This is a genomic window from Stenotrophomonas bentonitica, assembly GCF_013185915.1.
GTDB classification, from domain to species: Bacteria; Pseudomonadota; Gammaproteobacteria; order Xanthomonadales; family Xanthomonadaceae; genus Stenotrophomonas; species Stenotrophomonas bentonitica.
The window spans coordinates 471833-487223 of sequence record NZ_JAAZUH010000001.1; the positions used below are offsets into that span (position 1 = coordinate 471833).

General features: G+C 67.0%; 14 protein-coding genes and 1 pseudogene. 4 read left to right on the forward strand and 11 right to left on the reverse strand.

What is annotated here, in order from left to right:
* Positions 1–19: 19 nt before the first annotated feature.
* Positions 20–1464: pseudogene (glgA, locus tag HGB51_RS02040) on the reverse strand (glycogen synthase GlgA); the annotation flags it as partial.
* A gap of 432 nt (positions 1465–1896) precedes the next feature.
* On the reverse strand, positions 1897–2697 hold the full coding sequence (xth, locus tag HGB51_RS02045) for an exodeoxyribonuclease III (protein ID WP_070209055.1): 801 nt from the start codon (positions 2695–2697) through the stop codon (positions 1897–1899).
* Between the two features lie 153 nt (positions 2698–2850).
* On the opposite strand from xth, the gene HGB51_RS02050 reads away from it, so the two are divergent.
* Positions 2851–3522 (forward strand): hypothetical protein, encoded by a 672-nt coding sequence (locus HGB51_RS02050; RefSeq protein ID WP_141739212.1) that lies wholly within the window; start codon positions 2851–2853, stop codon positions 3520–3522.
* Between the two features lie 115 nt (positions 3523–3637).
* Here HGB51_RS02050 and HGB51_RS02055 read toward each other — a convergent pair whose 3' ends face one another.
* Both HGB51_RS02055 and HGB51_RS02060 read right to left on the reverse strand, forming a co-directional pair.
* Complete coding sequence (locus HGB51_RS02055; RefSeq protein ID WP_070209049.1) at positions 3638–5005, reverse strand: PQQ-dependent sugar dehydrogenase; 1368 nt, start codon at positions 5003–5005, stop codon at positions 3638–3640.
* Positions 5002–5424, reverse strand: a complete 423-nt coding sequence (locus HGB51_RS02060) for a DUF2231 domain-containing protein (RefSeq protein ID WP_070209048.1) — start codon at positions 5422–5424, stop codon at positions 5002–5004. The genes HGB51_RS02055 and HGB51_RS02060 overlap by 4 nt, the downstream gene beginning before the upstream one ends.
* A gap of 235 nt (positions 5425–5659) precedes the next feature.
* Here HGB51_RS02060 and HGB51_RS02065 point away from each other — a divergent pair, with 235 nt between their 5' ends.
* Complete coding sequence (locus HGB51_RS02065; RefSeq protein WP_070209047.1) at positions 5660–6892, forward strand: MFS transporter; 1233 nt, start codon at positions 5660–5662, stop codon at positions 6890–6892.
* 10 nt (positions 6893–6902) lie between these two features.
* Here the strand turns inward: HGB51_RS02065 and HGB51_RS02070 are convergent, their stop codons facing one another.
* Complete coding sequence (locus HGB51_RS02070; RefSeq protein ID WP_070209046.1) at positions 6903–7700, reverse strand: AraC family transcriptional regulator; 798 nt, start codon at positions 7698–7700, stop codon at positions 6903–6905.
* 196 nt (positions 7701–7896) lie between these two features.
* On the opposite strand from HGB51_RS02070, the gene HGB51_RS02075 reads away from it, so the two are divergent.
* Complete coding sequence (locus HGB51_RS02075) at positions 7897–8523, forward strand: SOS response-associated peptidase (protein ID WP_343034366.1); 627 nt, start codon at positions 7897–7899, stop codon at positions 8521–8523.
* Positions 8524–8529: 6 nt separating this feature from the next.
* Here the strand turns inward: HGB51_RS02075 and HGB51_RS02080 are convergent, their stop codons facing one another.
* From HGB51_RS02080 to HGB51_RS02105, 6 genes are all read right to left on the reverse strand, one after another.
* Positions 8530–10833: a GH92 family glycosyl hydrolase gene (locus HGB51_RS02080; protein ID WP_246233395.1), complete on the reverse strand. Its 2304-nt coding sequence runs from the start codon at positions 10831–10833 to the stop codon at positions 8530–8532.
* A gap of 116 nt (positions 10834–10949) precedes the next feature.
* Positions 10950–12434 (reverse strand): glycine betaine/L-proline transporter ProP, encoded by a 1485-nt coding sequence (proP, locus tag HGB51_RS02085; RefSeq protein WP_070206612.1) that lies wholly within the window; start codon positions 12432–12434, stop codon positions 10950–10952.
* Between the two features lie 291 nt (positions 12435–12725).
* A complete protein-coding gene (locus HGB51_RS02090) occupies positions 12726–13352 on the reverse strand; it encodes an ATPase (protein WP_070206611.1) in 627 nt (208 codons plus the stop codon).
* A 3-nt stretch (positions 13353–13355) separates the two neighbouring features.
* Entirely contained in the window at positions 13356–13697 is a 342-nt protein-coding gene (locus HGB51_RS02095; protein WP_070206610.1) for a type II toxin-antitoxin system prevent-host-death family antitoxin, read from the reverse strand.
* An 89-nt stretch (positions 13698–13786) separates the two neighbouring features.
* Positions 13787–14119, reverse strand: a complete 333-nt coding sequence (locus tag HGB51_RS02100) for a thioredoxin family protein (protein ID WP_070206609.1) — start codon at positions 14117–14119, stop codon at positions 13787–13789.
* 2 nt (positions 14120–14121) lie between these two features.
* Positions 14122–14532: a host attachment family protein gene (locus HGB51_RS02105; RefSeq protein WP_070206608.1), complete on the reverse strand. Its 411-nt coding sequence runs from the start codon at positions 14530–14532 to the stop codon at positions 14122–14124.
* Positions 14533–14704: 172 nt separating this feature from the next.
* Between HGB51_RS02105 and HGB51_RS02110 the strand changes: the two genes are divergently transcribed.
* The gene (locus tag HGB51_RS02110) at positions 14705–15382 is read left to right on the forward strand and encodes a DUF3348 domain-containing protein (RefSeq protein WP_171966714.1); all 678 of its coding nucleotides are present in this window, start codon (positions 14705–14707) and stop codon (positions 15380–15382) included.
* Positions 15383–15391: the final 9 nt, after the last annotated feature.

Below are 15391 nucleotides of genomic sequence, written 5' to 3' on the forward strand. Positions count from 1 at the left end.
AGGTTCAGCGCGTCCTCGCTCATGCGCGCTGCTCCATCGCGCGGTCATATAGATTCAGGTAGTGCGACCCTGCCTGTTCCCAGCTGCTCGGGCGCAACATTGCGGCGCGGCGCATTGCGGACAACAGGTTCGGCAGTCGATAGGTCCGGAACGCCCGCTGCACGCAGCGGCGCAGGGAGTCGGCGTCTGCGGAATCGAACAACAGCCCGGTCACGCCGTCCTCGATCGTGTCGATCAGGCCACCGGTGGCGTGCGCGATCGGCAGGCAGCCGAACCGCTGCGCGTACATCTGGCTCAGTCCACACGGTTCGAAGCGTGAGGGCATCAGCAGGAAATCGGCGCCGGCGAACATCTTGCGGGCCAAGGCTTCGTCGAAGCCGGCAAACACGCCTACCGACGACGGGAACCGACGCGACAGGGTCGCCACCTCGGCGGCGATGCGCGGGTCGCCATCGCCGATGATGGCCAGTTGCCCGCCCGCGGCGGCGATTTGATGCGCCACTGCGCAGCTCAGGTCCAACCCCTTCTGGTGGACCAGCCGCGACACCACCGCGAACAGCGGGCCGTCGCCATGCGGCAGGCCGAGTGTGCGCTGCACGCGACGCTTGTTCGCCACGCGACCTTCCCAACGGTGCAGGTCGAAGTGTTCGGTCAGGTGAAGGTCGGTACGCGGGTCCCAGCTGCTGTCGATGCCATTGACGATGCCACTCAGGCGACCGCTCGCGGCGTGTCCGGACAGCAGCGCATCCAGGCCGCAGCCCTGCTCCGGACCGGTGATCTGCCGCGCATAGCTGACGCTGACCGTGTTCACCTGGTCGGCGTGGACGATGCCCGCCTGCAGGAACGACAGCCTGCCGTGGAACAGGATGCTTTCCGCCTGTTCCGGGGAAACGCCGAGCGAGTCGGCCAGTTCAACCGGGAACAGGCCCTGGTATGCCAGGTTGTGGATGGTCAGCAACGCCGGAACGTCCGAGCCGTACCACCGCAGGTACGCCGCCGCCAGCGCACACGGCCAGTCGTTCAGATGCAGCAGCTCCGGCTGCCAGTCCAGTCCGGCGCTTCCTCAGGCGATCACTGCCGCGGCGCGCGACAGGGCGGCGAAACGCACCGCGTTGTCGCTCCAGTCCTGCCCGGCGCCGTCCACGTAGGGGCTGCCGCCACGCTGGTACAGCTCCGGGCAGACCAGTACCAGCACCGGCAGGCCATCAGCGAGGGTTGCCTCGCCGATGTCGCAGGCGGGAATACCGGCGCGCGCCGGTACCCTCCCGACCAGGCGCATGTCCGGCGCCCGCGCGATCACATCGTCGTAGCCGGGAATCAGCACGCGCACGTCCGAACGGCCGCGCAGCGCTCGCGGCAGCGAGGCGGCGACATCGCCGAGCCCGCCAGCCTTGATGTAGTCGGCCATCTCAGAAGTGACGAACAGCACGCACCGCGCACGTTCGATGCGGGCCTTGGCAGTCGGGGCACCGCCTTCGACCGCGCGCAGCTTCGGCGCGCGGCGAACACGGATGCCACGGTCACCGCTGTCAGCGGCAGGCACGAGCGGAATCGCAGGAACAGCGGACAGACGCGGAGGCGACATGGGGGCAATCTCAGAGGTGTAACGCGGTGGGGGAACCGCTCATCGGCATTGCGCCGCAAGCTTTCGGGGCTTAAGCCCTGATTGGAATCTACCTGCGTACCGAATAAACAACGCGTGAATCCGTTGCGACAGCTTCGTGACTTGATGTGATTTCAGCTCCACATTGCGCCGGAAAACGCAGGTGTGAGCGCATGCGGTGATTCGAATATTCCATGTGCACATCACCTCGCGGCATATGGGACCTCGCGCAGCGCCTGATTCGCGATGGAATCTGAAGGCTTCACATAGTGAGCGGAAGTGTCATCGCATTCTCACGACTGCGGCGCGAGCACTTCGATCCAGGTCGGCGCATGGTCGCTCGCCTTTTCCAGCCCGCGCACCCAGCGGTCCACGCCGGCGTCCTTCAAACCGCCGGACAGCACCGGGTTCAAGAGCAGATGGTCGATGCGCAGTCCGCGGTCGCGCTCGTAGTGTTGCCGGAAGTAGTCCCAGAACGTGAAGATCTGCGCGTCGCCATGCACCTGGCGCAGGCTGTCGGTCCAGCCCTGCGCCAGCAGGTCGAAGTAGGCCTCGCGTGCCTCCGGCTGCAGCAGCGCATCGCGCCGCCAGGATTTCGGATCATAGATGTCGGCGTCGGTGGGTACCACGTTGAAGTCGCCGATCAGGGCGACCGGGTGCGGCAACCCCACCAGCCCGGCGGCGTGCTTGTGCAGCCGCTGCATCCACTTGAGCTTGTAGTCGAACTTCGGTCCCGGCTGCGGGTTGCCGTTGGGCAGGTATAGGCCGCCCACCAGCACGCCGTGCGCGGCCGCCTCCAGGTAGCGGCTCTGGTCGTCGCTGCGGTCGCCCGGCAGGCCGCGCCGGCTTTCGATGGGGTCCTGCCCACGGGCCAGCAGCGCGACACCGTTCCAGGAGCGCTGGCCGTGCCAGATGCAGCCGTAGCCCGCGTCACGGATCTCCTGCTCCGGGAAGCTGTCCTGCGCGGCCTTGAGCTCCTGCAGTGCCACGATGTGGGGCTTCTCGCGTTCCAGCCAGGCCAGCAGATGCGGCAGCCGCGACTTGATGCCGTTGACATTGAACGTGGCGATCTTCAGTCGCTTACGGCGGCCCATGGCGTGCTCCTTCTGCATGGCATGAGTATCCGCCGGCCGTCGAACGTGCGCGTCAACGTCCAGCTCACGCGGACGTGCCTCCAACGTCGATGTTCACCCTCTGCAACGCAGTCAGGCGCATGCTGACCGCGTCCGCCCTCCATGGAGCTCCGCATGCACACCTCCCTGCGCACCTCGTTGATGCTTGCCCTGCTGGCCAGTCCCCTGGTCGGGTGCGGTCGCAGCCCGGAGCCTGCGCCTATCGCGCCGCCGAGCGGCGCTGATCCGGGTGCTGCCAAGGCCGCCGCGGTCACGGAGCAGAAAGCTGCAACCGTGGCGCCTGTGTTCGCGGAAGACGCGCCGGGCACCGCGCTGGACGCGGTTCCGGGCATGCAGGTGCGCCGGGACTTCACCCGCAGCTACCTGGCGCTGGACAGCTGGAAACTGTTCGCGGAACCCGACAGCAAAGGCACGCCGCTGGCGGCGTTGGTGCTGGAGGGGTCCAACGAGGTCACCGCCGCCGAGTTGCGGTTGGGGCGCAGTGACGATGCCGATGCGGTGAAGCGATGCCTGGACCTGCCGGCCGAAGCGACCGGGAAGGCTGACACGGTGCAGATCGACGGCGTGCCGTTTACCCACTTCAGCGTCGGCGATGCGGCGATGAGCCATTACGTGTCAGCGGAAAGCTACCGCGCCGTGCAGGACGGGCGCTGTTATGCGATTGACCTGGTGGTGGCCGGGACGCGCCCGGAAGTGTATGACCCGCCGAAGGTGCCGCCTTTCAGCAATGATGAGGCCAAGGAAAAGTTGGCGGCGGCGTTGAAAGCCGTTCGGTGGGTTCGCTGAGCCACGCAGGGCGTGGCTCTACCCATTGATCGCGAACGTTCCCCGGTAGAGCCACGCCCTGCGTGGCTGCCCCAACGCGCCTGCGACAATTGCCGCAGGCGCGATTTCCTCCCGCTTACTGTGCAGGAGGCGCCGCGGGCGCAGGCGTAACCGGCGCAGGAGCAGCCGCTGCAGGCGCCACCGTCCCCGCCGCAGGCGTAATCCGCCAGATCGTATTGGCCAGATCATCGGCCACGATCACCGCGCCACGCGGATCCACGGTCACACCCACCGGCCGGCCACGAGTCTTGCCATCTTCCCCCCGGAACCCGGTGGCGAAATCAATCGCATCGCCCGCCGGCTTACCATCCCGGAACGGCACGAACACCACCTTGTAGCCCACCGGCGGATTGCGGTTCCAGCTGCCATGCTGGCCCACGAACACGCCGTCGGTGAAGTTGCCGCCCACCGCAGGGTTGGAGAACGCAACGCCCAGCGCGGCCACGTGCGAGCCCAGTGCGTAGTCCGGCGCGATCGCCGAGGCGACCTTTTCCGGGTTCTGCGGCATCACGCGCGTGTCCACATGGTTGCCCCAGTAGCTGTACGGCCAGCCATAGAAGCCACCCTCACGCACCGAGGTCAGGTAATCCGGCACCAGGTTCGGGCCGATCTCATCGCGCTCGTTCACCACCGCGAACAACGTGCCGGTACCCGGCTGCACCGCCAGCGCGGTGGGATTGCGGATACCCGTGGCGAACGGGCGGTGCGCGCCGGTCTGCGCGTCGATCTCCCAGACCTGCGCGCGGTCGAGCTCCACTGCCATGCCGCGTTCGGTGATGTTGCTGTTCGAACCGATACCCACGTAGAGCTTGGTGCCGTCTTCGCTGGCCGCCAGCGACTTGGTCCAGTGGTGGTTGATCGCCGACGGCAGGTCGGTGACCTTCACCGGCGCGCCGCTCGCCTTGGTCTGGCCTTCGGTGTAGTCGAAACGCACCAGCGCGTCCTGGTTGGCCACGTAGATGGCATTCCCGATCATCGCCAGGCCATACGGCGCGTTGAGCTTGTCCGCGAACACCGTCTTCAGCTCATACACACCGTCACCGTCGGCATCACGCAGCAGGGTCAGGCGGTTGCCACTCTTCACCTGGGTGTTGCCCTTGGCCTTGATCTTGCCGGCAATCACGTCTTTGGGTTTCAGGTTCGGCGCACTGCCGCCGCGCCCTTCGGCCACCAGGATGTCGCCGTTGGGCAGCACCAGGGTCTGGCGCGGAATCGCCAGGTCTGTGGCGATCGCCGAGACCTTGAAGCCGGCCGGCACGGTCGGCACGCTGTCGCCCCACGGGGTCGGCTTTGCGATGGTCATGTCAGGCATCACCGCGCGGTGCGGCTTGGGCAGTTCCGGATTGCCACCGAGCTGCTGCAGCTCCGGCGCTTTACCGCTGCAGGCGGCCAGCGCCACCGCAAGTGCGGAGACGGCGAGGATCTTCGTGGACGCGCGGCTCACAGGGCACCTCCCACGCGCACGCGGACGCTGGCAAAGCCGAGCCAGGTCGCGACAAGCGCGAGCAAGGTGACGATCACCGACCACACCAGCGCGCCGGGCATGATCGCCCACGCATCGCGCGCATGGTGCAGCGAATTGAGGAAACCGACGATCCAGGTCGCCGCGAGCACGATCACGTAGAAGCCATTGCGGCTGCCGCGCAGACGCCCGAACAGGCCAAGCAACAACGCCAGGGTGGTCATCACCATGGCCCCCACCAGCAGCCAGGACGCGAAGTTGCTCCACTGGATTTCATAGGTGTTCCAGTACGCATAGTCCGCGAGCGATGCGCCGAGGAACAGCGGCAGCACGCCCCCGAGCACGGCGGCATGGAACGGATGGATGACCCAGTGGCGGGTCACGACGGCAGTTGAGGCCACGATTTGTCTCCTGGAGTGGGGCGAACGCCTGTCATCGTGCCAGCCACGGCGTGACGGCTTGATGGATGCAGGACGCCAGATCCGGCACAGCCACGCAATGTCCTGAATGCGACGATGACCGTCCGTATCGCGCGAGACGGCCGCCAGCGCCGGGCTTACGCTTTGCCGCTACCCTTCCCCCACGGGTCCGGGTCGGTGCCGCCGACCGGGATCGCTGCTGCTGTTGATTGCCCCCATGCGCCCAGAAACTCCGCCGTCTGCTTCCCCTGTTGCCCCGGTAGTACCCGCCGTCACCGAGCCTGCCCAGCAGGGCTTTGCAATCCGCATCGTCGGTGCCGCTGCGTTCGCGCACCTGCTCAACGACATGATCCAGGCGGTGTTGCCCGCCGTGTACCCGATGTTCAAGAGCCAGTTCCAGCTGAGCTTCGGCCAGATCGGCACCATCGCGCTGGTCTACCAGTTCACCGCCTCGCTGCTGCAGCCGTGGGTGGGCATGTACACCGACAAGCGACCGATGCCCTACCTGCTGCCCTCGGGCATGGTCGCCACCTTCGTCGGCATCGGCATGATGGCCATGGCCAACAGTTACGAAATGCTGCTGCTGGCGGCCGCCGTGGTCGGCGTGGGCTCCGCTACTTTCCACCCGGAAGCATCGCGCGTTGCACGCATGGCCTCGGGCGGTCGCTTCGGTACCGCGCAGTCCACGTTCCAGGTCGGCGGCAACACCGGCTCGGCGATCGGCCCGCTGCTTGCCGCTGCGGTCGTGATCCCGCATGGCCAGCGCGCCATCGGCTGGTTCCTGCTGATCGCTGCGGTAGCGATCTTCGTGCTGTTCCGCCTCACCGGTTGGACCGTGCGTCACGGCCAGGCCAAGATGAACAGCCTGGCGCGCTCGCATGGCATCGGCCTGAGCCGCGGCAAGGTCGTGCAGGCCATCGCGGTAGTCGCGGTGCTGATGTTCGCCAAGTTCGTCTACATCGCTTCGATCACCAACTACTTCACCTTCTACCTGATCGAACGCTTCCACCTGAGCGTGCAGCAGAGCCAGATGTATCTCTTCATCTTCCTGGCTTCCATCGCACTCGGCACCTTCATGGGTGGCCCGGTGGGCGACCGGATCGGCCGCAAGGCGGTGATCTGGATTTCGTTCCTGGGCGTGGCCCCGTTCGCACTCGCCCTGCCCTACGCCAACCTGATGGGCACCGCCATTCTTGCCGTGGCCGTGGGCCTGGTGATGTCCTCGGCATTCGCCGCACTGGTGGTGTACGCGCAGGAAGCCGTCCCCGGTCGCGTCGGCATGGTCTCCGGCCTGATGTTCGGCCTGATGTTTGGCATCGGCGGCATCGGCGCGGCGGGCCTCGGCAAGCTCGCCGACATCCACGGCATCGTGTGGGTCTACCACCTCACCTCGTTCCTGCCGCTGCTTGGATTGGCGACCGCGTTCCTGCCGAAGACGTCGATGAAGTGATCCGCCCGGGTTACTGGAAGAACTGGCTCGGCAACTGACCGAAGCGCTTCTTGAACATCGCGGTAAACGCGCTTGGACTGGCGTAGCCCTGTGACAGGGCTACGTCGATGACCTTTTCGCCATGCGCGAGCCGCTCCAGTGCACGCACCAGGCGGATCTGCTGGCGCCATTGGCCGAAGGTCATGTCCAGTTCGCGGGCGCACAGGCGCTGGATGGTCTTGGCGTCCACGCCCAGGCGCTGCGCCCAGTCCTGCAACGTTGAAGCGTCGTCGGGTGTGCTGTCCCAGTAGTGTGCGATCTCCTGCAGGCGCGGGTCGGCCGGTTCCGGCACGTGCAGCGGCAGCACCGGCAGCGTCTGCAGTTCGTCCACGATCAGCTGCATCAGGTGGCCGTCACGGGAGTCCGTTGTGTAGGGCTGCTGCACGTTTGCCGCCGCTGCGATCAGCTCAGCGAGCAACGGAGTGATCGACACCGTAGCTGCCGTGGTCGGCGCATCGGGCATCACCTCCGGCTGGATGTACAAACTGCGCATGCGCACGGCCCCGATGCAGCTGACCTTGTGGCCGATGCCCGCCGGCATCCAGATCGCGCGCGTGCTCGGCACCACCCAGCGCCCGCTGCCGGCCTGCACCACCAGCACGCCGGAGGCGGCGTAGACCAGCTGGTGACGGTCGGGATGGTGGTGCAAGGCGATCACCGTGCCTGCCACGTAATCGCGCGCCCGGCATAGCACCGCCGACTCGGGTCCCAACGGCAGGCGCTGGCCTGCGCTGTCTGCAGGCGGAATGTCTTTTTTACGACGCGGCATGGGCAGGTATCGCGAAACAACCACGCCCCGACTCTAGCGCCGACCCCGCTCCGGCTCAACCATGCGCTCACGCCGCGCCGCCTAGGCTGGGCATATGCGTCGCTTCGCCCAGGCCATTGCCGAACCCGAGTCCGTCCCCGAAGGCCTGCCGCGCGAGCTGGCCGACGCGCTTGCGGCTGCGCCGGACCACTAAAACATCGGCAAGGGCTCGCCTGCGTCGGTGCTGGCACGCGACGGCGACGGTGTGCTGCATGTGGCGGAGATGGTCTGGGGCCTGGTGCCGCGCTGGTCGAAGACACCCAGCACGACCTACACCACGGTTACTGCCCGCCTGGACCGCGCGCCCCGCAGCCGGATCTTCGCCAAGGCGTGGGCCGAACGCCCGTGCGTGGTGCCCTTGACCGGTTACTACAAACTCGACCGCAGCCGCCGTCCCCCGTGGCCGCGGTTCGTGCAGCGGCGCGACGGGCTCGCCCTGCTCGCGGCCGGCCTATGGGAACACTGGGAAGACGGCGACGGCCAGCAGCTGGACAGCTTTACCGTGCTGACTGCACCCAACCGCGCCATTCCCGCGCCGCTCACACCGGATGGGCCGGTGTTTCTTTCCGCCGCACAGGCCATGGACTGGTTGTCCGGCGCGATCACTACTCCTGCAGGCCTGCACGAGCGCTCCCCGGCACTGGAGGCGTACCCGGTCAGCCGCGCCTTCCGCGACCTGAAACGCGACGACTACACCCTGCTGGAACCGGTCGACCCGGACCTGGAAACGACATCGCCGCCCCCGGAAGACGGGGACGGCGATGGGTGGGACGAAGACAGCTGAAGGACGTCAGTGCGACATCGAGTACGGCTGCTCGGCGCCCTGCCCCGGCCACGCGGTGTTGGCGTCGGCCTGCAGGGTGAAGTGCAGTTCGCCACCGGCCATGATTTCGGCGTGGCGCAGGAACGTGCGGTTGAGCGGCTTGCCGTTGAGCGTGACCGAACCTACGTATTCGTGGCCCTTGCCCATGCCTTCGGTGGTGATGCGGAAGGTCTTGCCGTTGGGCAGGTTGAGCACCGCCTTGGGCAGGAACGGACGGCCGATGATGTACTCGGCGCTGCCCGGGGCGACCGGATAGAAGCCCAGCGCGGTGAACACGTACCAGGCCGACATCTGGCCCAGGTCGTCATTGCCGGCCAGGCCATCGGGACGGTCCGCGTACTGGGTGTCCATGATCTGCTTGAGGCGGGCCTGGGTGCGCCACGGCTGCCCGGCATGCGCGTACAGGTAGGCGACGTGGTGGCTGGGCTCGTTGCCGTGCGCGTACCAGCCGATCAGGCCGGTGATGTCTTCCATGTGCTCGAAGATCGAAGGATCGACCTTCGCATCGAACACCGCGTCCAGGCGCGCCAGCAGCTTGTCGGCGCCACCGTGTGCGGCGGCCAGGCCGGCCACGTCCTGCGGGACATACCACGAGTATTGCCAGGCGTTGCCTTCGGTGTAGTCGGTGCCGTAGCCGCTGGCACTGGGATCGAACGGGGTGCGGAAGCTGCCGTCGCGCTTGCGGGCGCGCATGAAGCCGGTTTCCTCGTCGAAGGCATGGCGCCAGTTGCTGGCGCGCTTGTCGAACTCGGTAGCGACCTCGGTCTTGCCCATGGCGGTGGCCATGCGCGCGATGGTCCAGTCGTCGAAGGCGTATTCCAGGGTCTTGCTGGCGGCTTCGCCTTCTTCGTCGATCGGCACCCAGCCCAGTTCGCGGTACTGCGCGATGCCGTCGTAGGGGCCGTAGTTCGCGGTGGCGACCATCGCCTTGAGCGCCTTGTCGGCGTCGAAGCCACGGATGCCCTTGACGTACGCGTCGGCGATCACCGGCACCGCGTGGTAACCGATCATGCACCAGGTTTCCTGGCCGTGGAACGCCCACACCGGCAGCATGCCGTAGGGGCTGTTGTGCTGGTGGGCAAGCAGCGAATTGACCATGTCGCTGGTGCGCTGTTCCGGCTGCACCAGGGTCAGCAGCGGGTGCAGCGCACGGTAGGTGTCCCACAGCGAGAACGTGGAGTAGTTGGTGTAACCCTCGGCGCGGTGCACGGCGTTGTCCGAACCGCGGTACTGGCCGTCGACGTCCATGAACAGCGTCGGCCCCAGCAGGCTGTGGTACAGCGCGGTGTAGGCACTGCGGCGATCGTGCTGCGGCGCCTCGATGTCCAGCACCGACAGCGCCTGCTGCCACTGGGTGCGGGCGTCGGCGCGGATGCGGTCGAAGTCCTGGTCCTTGGCTTCGGCTTCAAGGTTGGCGATGGCGCCGGCTTCGCTGACCGGCGAAATCGCCACGCTCACCACCAGCGGTGCATCGAGCTTGCCGAAGTCGAACGTGCCGACCAGCTGGCGCCCTTCAATCTGCGCACGCTGGGTCGGGTCATTCTGGCCCGGCGGCGGGAAGCCCTTGTAGGGGATGTCCTTCTCGGTGTTGTGCAGCGCGTGGCCGGTGAGCGGGCGCGAGAAGCGCATCGCGAAATACAGCTGGCGGCCGGGCGCCCAGCCGCGGGTTTCGCGGAAGCCGGTGATGGTGCCGTCGTCGCGCACGCGCAGCCGCGACCACGAGATCTTGCCCGGGTAGTCGTACAGGCTGGTGCACAGGTCGAGCAGCAGCTTCGCCGACTCGCCCTTCGGGTAGGTGTAGCGGTGCACGCCGGTACGGGCGCTGGCGGTGAGTTCGGCGCGGACCTTGTAGTCCTGCAGGGTCACCGCGTAGTAGCCGGGCTCGGCCTTTTCGTCCTTGTGGTCGAAACGCGAGGCGTAGCCGCTGCGGGGCTTCTCCGGATCGCCGCGCTCCAGGCCGGGGTCGCCGGTGAACGGCATCACCAGCACGTCGCCGAGGTCGGAGTGGCCGCTGCCGGAGAAGTGGGTGTGCGAGAAGCCGACGATGCTGCTGTCGTCGTAACGGTAACCAGCGGCCCAATCGTAGGCCTTTTCGCGCGGCTGGATGCGGGTGTCGGGGCTGAGCTGGACCATGCCGAACGGCACCGTGGCGCCCGGGTAGGTATGCCCTTCGCCACCGGTACCGATGAACGGATCGACCGCCGCGTAGGCGCGTTCGCCTGCGGTCTGTGGCGCCGCGGTGGCGCCTCCTGCTGCCAGCATGGCGCCCATGGCCAATGCTACCCACCCCGTTGCCGCTCTGGTCATTTTGGATTTAGATCGATTCAAGGTGGATCGATCCTAGCATTGGATGGACCCGCGCCGCATGTTGCGGCGCGGGGTTCAGTTTACGCGGGTCGTGCTTCCGGCAGGGCCGCCTCCGGCAGCGTCGGCTGGGTCGCATCCACGGTCACCGGCTCGTCGCTCTTCAACAACGCATGGGCTTCGGCTTCGCTGGCCACGGCCGGCGGAGAGCCGCGCAGCGGCAGGTTGGCGGTTTCGTTGACGAACAACATGGTGACCAGGCCGATCACCGCGGCGCCCATCAAGTAGTACGCCGGCACCAGCGGATCGCCGGTACGTTCCACCAGCCAGGCGGTGATCAGCGGCGTGGTGCCGCCGAACAGCGAGACCGAAATGTTGAAGGCGATCGACAGCGCGCTGTAACGCACCGGGGTGTAGAACAGCGCCGGCAGCGTGGACGGCATCGAACTGGTGAAGCAGACCAGCGCCAGGCCCAGCAGCATCAGCCCAAGGAAGATCAGCCAGTCGTTGCCGCTGCCAACCAGCAGCAGGCACGGAATGGCCAGCGCGAACAGCGCGATGCAGGCACCGATGATCATCGGGCGACGGCCGAGCCTGTCGCTGAACAACCCGCCGACCACGTTGAGCGGCATCATCACCAGCATCACGATGATGATCAGCAGCAGGCCCTTGCTCTCGGCATAGCCCATGGTCACGCTCAGGTAGCTGGGCATGTAGGTCAGCAGCATGTAGTCGGTGACGTTGAACACCAGCACCAGGCCCACGCATTTGAGCAGCTGCGGCCAATGCACGCGCAGCAGCGCACCCAGCCCCGGGCGTTCCAGGTCGCGCTTGTCGGCTTCTTCGGCATACGCGCGGAAGGCGGGGGTCTCTTCCAGCTTCATGCGCATGTACAGCCCGAGCAGGCCCAGCGGGCCGGCGATCAGGAACGGCAGGCGCCAGCCCCAGTCCAGCATCTGGCTGCTGCTCAGCGCCATGTGCAGCACGGTCACGGTGGCCGCACCGGCGATGTAGCCGCCGAGCGTGCCGAATTCCAGCCAGCTGCCCATCAGGCCGCGGTTGCGGTCGGTGGAGTATTCGGCAATGAAGGTCGCTGCACCGCCGTACTCGCCACCGGTGGAGAAGCCCTGTACCAGCCGCGCGATCAGCAGCAGCGCGGGCGCCCACATGCCGATGCTGTCGTAGGAGGGAATCAGGCCGATGCTGAAGGTGCCCAGCGCCATCAGGATCATGGTGAAGGCCAGTACCTTCTGGCGCCCGTAACGGTCACCGAGCGGACCGAACACCAGGCCGCCGAGCGGACGGACCAGGAAGGCCACGGTGAAGGTGGCGAAGGTGGCGATCAGCTGCGCGGTCGGGCTGCTGGAAGGGAAGAACACCTGGCCCAGGGTGACCGCGAGATAGCCGTAGACACCGAAGTCGAACCATTCCATCGCATTGCCGAGCGCAGCAGCGCCCACGGCTTTCTTCAACATGGGGCGGTCAACGACGGTGACTTCGTCGACCTTCATCTGGCGGCGGCGTTTGAACCAGCCGAAATGCGCGTGTGCGGCATGCACTTCCTGCATCTGCTTTCTCCTGGAAGCAGGGTCATCCCGACGCCTGACGTCCCGCGCAAGGCACAGGAAAAGACCGCCTCTGGAAGAACGCGGCACGATGCGCGAAGAGGGGTGGCAACAGACGTTCCCGGACGGCCGCGAAAACACAACGGCGCTGCAGGAAGGATGACCGAGAGACGGGCAACGGCCCGAGACAATGATCAAGCGATGAATGTTAACACATTCGACCCGTCGGGTCCTGACCATGTCTTCACATGTTGCAGAAAACGCCTGTTTTCAAGCGTTTTCCATGCACTGCGATCAACCGTTCGCGTGCAGTTCCATCGCGCGCATCACGATGGGCTTCGCCCAGTCCGGCGTCTTCAGCAGATCGATCACCGTCACCGGATGATGCAGTCCTTCGCGATCCAGCTGCAGCAGCGGCAGCGGCGTTGCCCTGCCCTGCGCGTCCACAGGCGCGCTGTTGTCGTACACATGCAGCTCGGCAAGAAACGGCAGCAGCTCGATCAGGTTTTCGCGCGCCGAATCGTAGCGCGCACGGATCTTGTCCTGCGGAATGTCATGCCCGCCCTGGCTGACCCGATCGGCCACGCGCTGCACGTGCAGTGCCACGCTCTGCAGCCCGCAGAACCAGATCGCCACCTCGTGGCTGTCGCACGCCTCGCGCAGCAGGCGCGGAATGGTATTGCCACCCAGCGTCGTCTCGAATGCGAAATCGGTGCCGTCGGCCATCGCCTGGCGCAGCCGTCGCGTGCCCTCGCTCCATGCCGCGGCATTGGCTTCATCCAGGGGCCAGCCCTGCTCCACCAGCCGGCGGGTAAATGCGTCGGGGTTGAACCAGGTCAGGCCGGCTTCGCGCAGCCACGTGCCCAGCAGCGAACTTTTACCGGCGCCGTTGACGCCGGCCAACACCAGGATCTTCGCCACCGGTCAGAGCGACGGGCCAAGCAGCGTTGCCTTGCCACGGCGGATCGGCTGGCCGAGCACCTTGCCCAGGCCACCCTCGCGCTGCAGGCTGGACAGGGCGGTGTCGAACTCGGCGCGCAGGCGCTCGAGTTCGCCCTGGCGGCCGTCGTCGTGGCTGCCGGCCGCGCGGGCAAGCAGCTCCTGGTAGGCCTTGATGTCCACGATCACCGCTTCGGGGTGATTGTGGTTGGTGATCACCAGCGCCTGCTTCTCGCGCACGGTGCGCATCAGGCTCGGCCAGCCGCGGGTCTTCACCGACGACGCAGTGGCCTTCTCAAGACCGGGCACATCCAGGGGCAGGCTCATGGCGGAACTCCAACGGCGGACGGGGCCAGTATACCCTTTTTGGACAAATTGGGAATTTTGGTATATCCGGGTCCGACCAGCGGCCGGACCTACCCGGCGTTGAGCGCCTGTTCGAGCGGCTGCAGGTCTGCCGGTGCGGTCGGCCGCACCACCCTCGCCTGCTCCTGGCCGTCCTTGAGCAGCACCAGGGTCGGCCACAGCTTCACCGTGAAGGCGCGCCCGAGCGGGCGCCCCTTGCCGTCCTCGACCTTGCGGTGCGCCAGGTCGGGATGGCCGTCCACGAACCCGTGCACCGCCGGCTGCGCGGCTTGGCAGTGCCCGCACCAGTCGGTGCCGAACTCCAGCAGCTGCCAGCCCGTGCCGGCCTCGACCTCGGCACGGGTTGGCTCCGGTGGGTCCGCATAGCGGGTCGCGAAGGCCATGCTCAGGCCACCAGGGCGCGCTGGATGTCGTCCAGCGTGGAATTGGTGAGGTCCTTGGCGATCTCCCTGAGCATGCGCGACTCCACTTCCTTGTGCAGCTGCGGGCGGATATGCCCCAGCGTCTTCGGGTCGGCCACCAGGATCAGGTGGCTGTAGCGGTTCTTCAGCGCGTGGTCGTTCAGCTGCTGGGCCAGCTGCTTGGCGAAGGTGGCTTCGTTGAGCTGGGAAATGCTCATGTCCTTGGGCACCGCACCGGACGGGCCTTGGCCGGAGACGCCCTCCGGGCTGATGTCGCGGATCTGCAGTTCCTCGTCCTGCTTCAGTTGCAGCGTGCGGCCGTCACCCACGTTGGTGAACACACGGGCCGAGCCGCCGTCGGCGACCACTACAAGGGTTTTTTCGGGGATCTGCATGGTGGACTCCTGGAAAGATTGCGGGCGATGGGTTGGCCCACCCCCACCGTAGGCAACCGCATGTAAGCGCGGCGCATACGCGCGTGTTCACGGCGTGTGGAAACCCCACCGCGCCGGGCCGCCCGGGCATTCAGCGAGCCCGGCCGTCATTCCAGTGTAAAATTCGCGGTTTTTGACCGGTACCATGGCGAAAAAGCAGCACCGCACGCCTGTCCCCGGCCCGCCCTTCATCCGGTTGCTGGCGGCGCTGGCCGACCGCAACGCCCCGCGCACCGGGCCGGACCTGTCCGACCGGCTCAGCCAGTGGATCGACTGGACCCGTGCGGTCGCGCTGTCGCGCGCGCTGGACGGGCGCCTGCCGGCCCCGGCGGGCAGCGAGCCGACCGGGGTGGAGGCGCTGGCCGAGGAATGCGCGAAGGTGCGTGCCAGCCTGGTCCAGTCCATCCAGTACACCCCGGACGCCGGCGCACCGGTCAAGATCGACCCGATCGCGTTCCGCCAGCGCTGCCTCACCGTACAGCGCGCCATGCTCACCGCGACCGGGCGCCTGCGCGGCCAGCTGCGCGACCGGCTCAGCCAGGAACCCGGCGAGCTGCCGCGCCTGGCCGAGGTGGACGCCGCGATGGAACAGGCCCTGAGCCCGCGCGAGCAGCAGCTGCTGGCGAGCGTGCCGACCCTGCTGGGCGCCCATTTCGAGCGCCTGCGCGACGACGCCGGTGGCGACGGGGCCGATCCCGACGCCGGCTGGCTGCAGATATTCAGGAACGACATGCAGGCCGTGCTGATGGCCGAACTGGACGTTCGTTTCCACCCCATCGAAGGCCTGCTTGCAGCGCTTCGCCCCCACTAACCGGGCTGT

What these genes read in the sequence shown, in the direction of transcription:
- xth (WP_070209055.1), bottom strand. Translation starts at nt 2,697, where the DNA reads ATGGGCCGCCGTAAGCGACTGAAGATCGCCACGTTCAATGTCAACGGC.
- HGB51_RS02065 (WP_070209047.1), top strand. Translation starts at nt 5,660, where the DNA reads ATGCGCCCAGAAACTCCGCCGTCTGCTTCCCCTGTTGCCCCGGTAGTA.
- HGB51_RS02100 (WP_070206609.1), bottom strand. Translation starts at nt 14,119, where the DNA reads ATGGCCTTCGCGACCCGCTATGCGGACCCACCGGAGCCAACCCGTGCC.
- HGB51_RS02095 (WP_070206610.1), bottom strand. Translation starts at nt 13,697, where the DNA reads ATGAGCCTGCCCCTGGATGTGCCCGGTCTTGAGAAGGCCACTGCGTCG.
- HGB51_RS02080 (WP_246233395.1), bottom strand. Translation starts at nt 10,833, where the DNA reads ATGGGCGCCATGCTGGCAGCAGGAGGCGCCACCGCGGCGCCACAGACC.
- proP (WP_070206612.1), bottom strand. Translation starts at nt 12,434, where the DNA reads ATGCAGGAAGTGCATGCCGCACACGCGCATTTCGGCTGGTTCAAACGC.
- HGB51_RS02105 (WP_070206608.1), bottom strand. Translation starts at nt 14,532, where the DNA reads ATGCAGATCCCCGAAAAAACCCTTGTAGTGGTCGCCGACGGCGGCTCG.
- HGB51_RS02070 (WP_070209046.1), bottom strand. Translation starts at nt 7,700, where the DNA reads ATGCCGCGTCGTAAAAAAGACATTCCGCCTGCAGACAGCGCAGGCCAG.
- HGB51_RS02050 (WP_141739212.1), top strand. Translation starts at nt 2,851, where the DNA reads ATGCACACCTCCCTGCGCACCTCGTTGATGCTTGCCCTGCTGGCCAGT.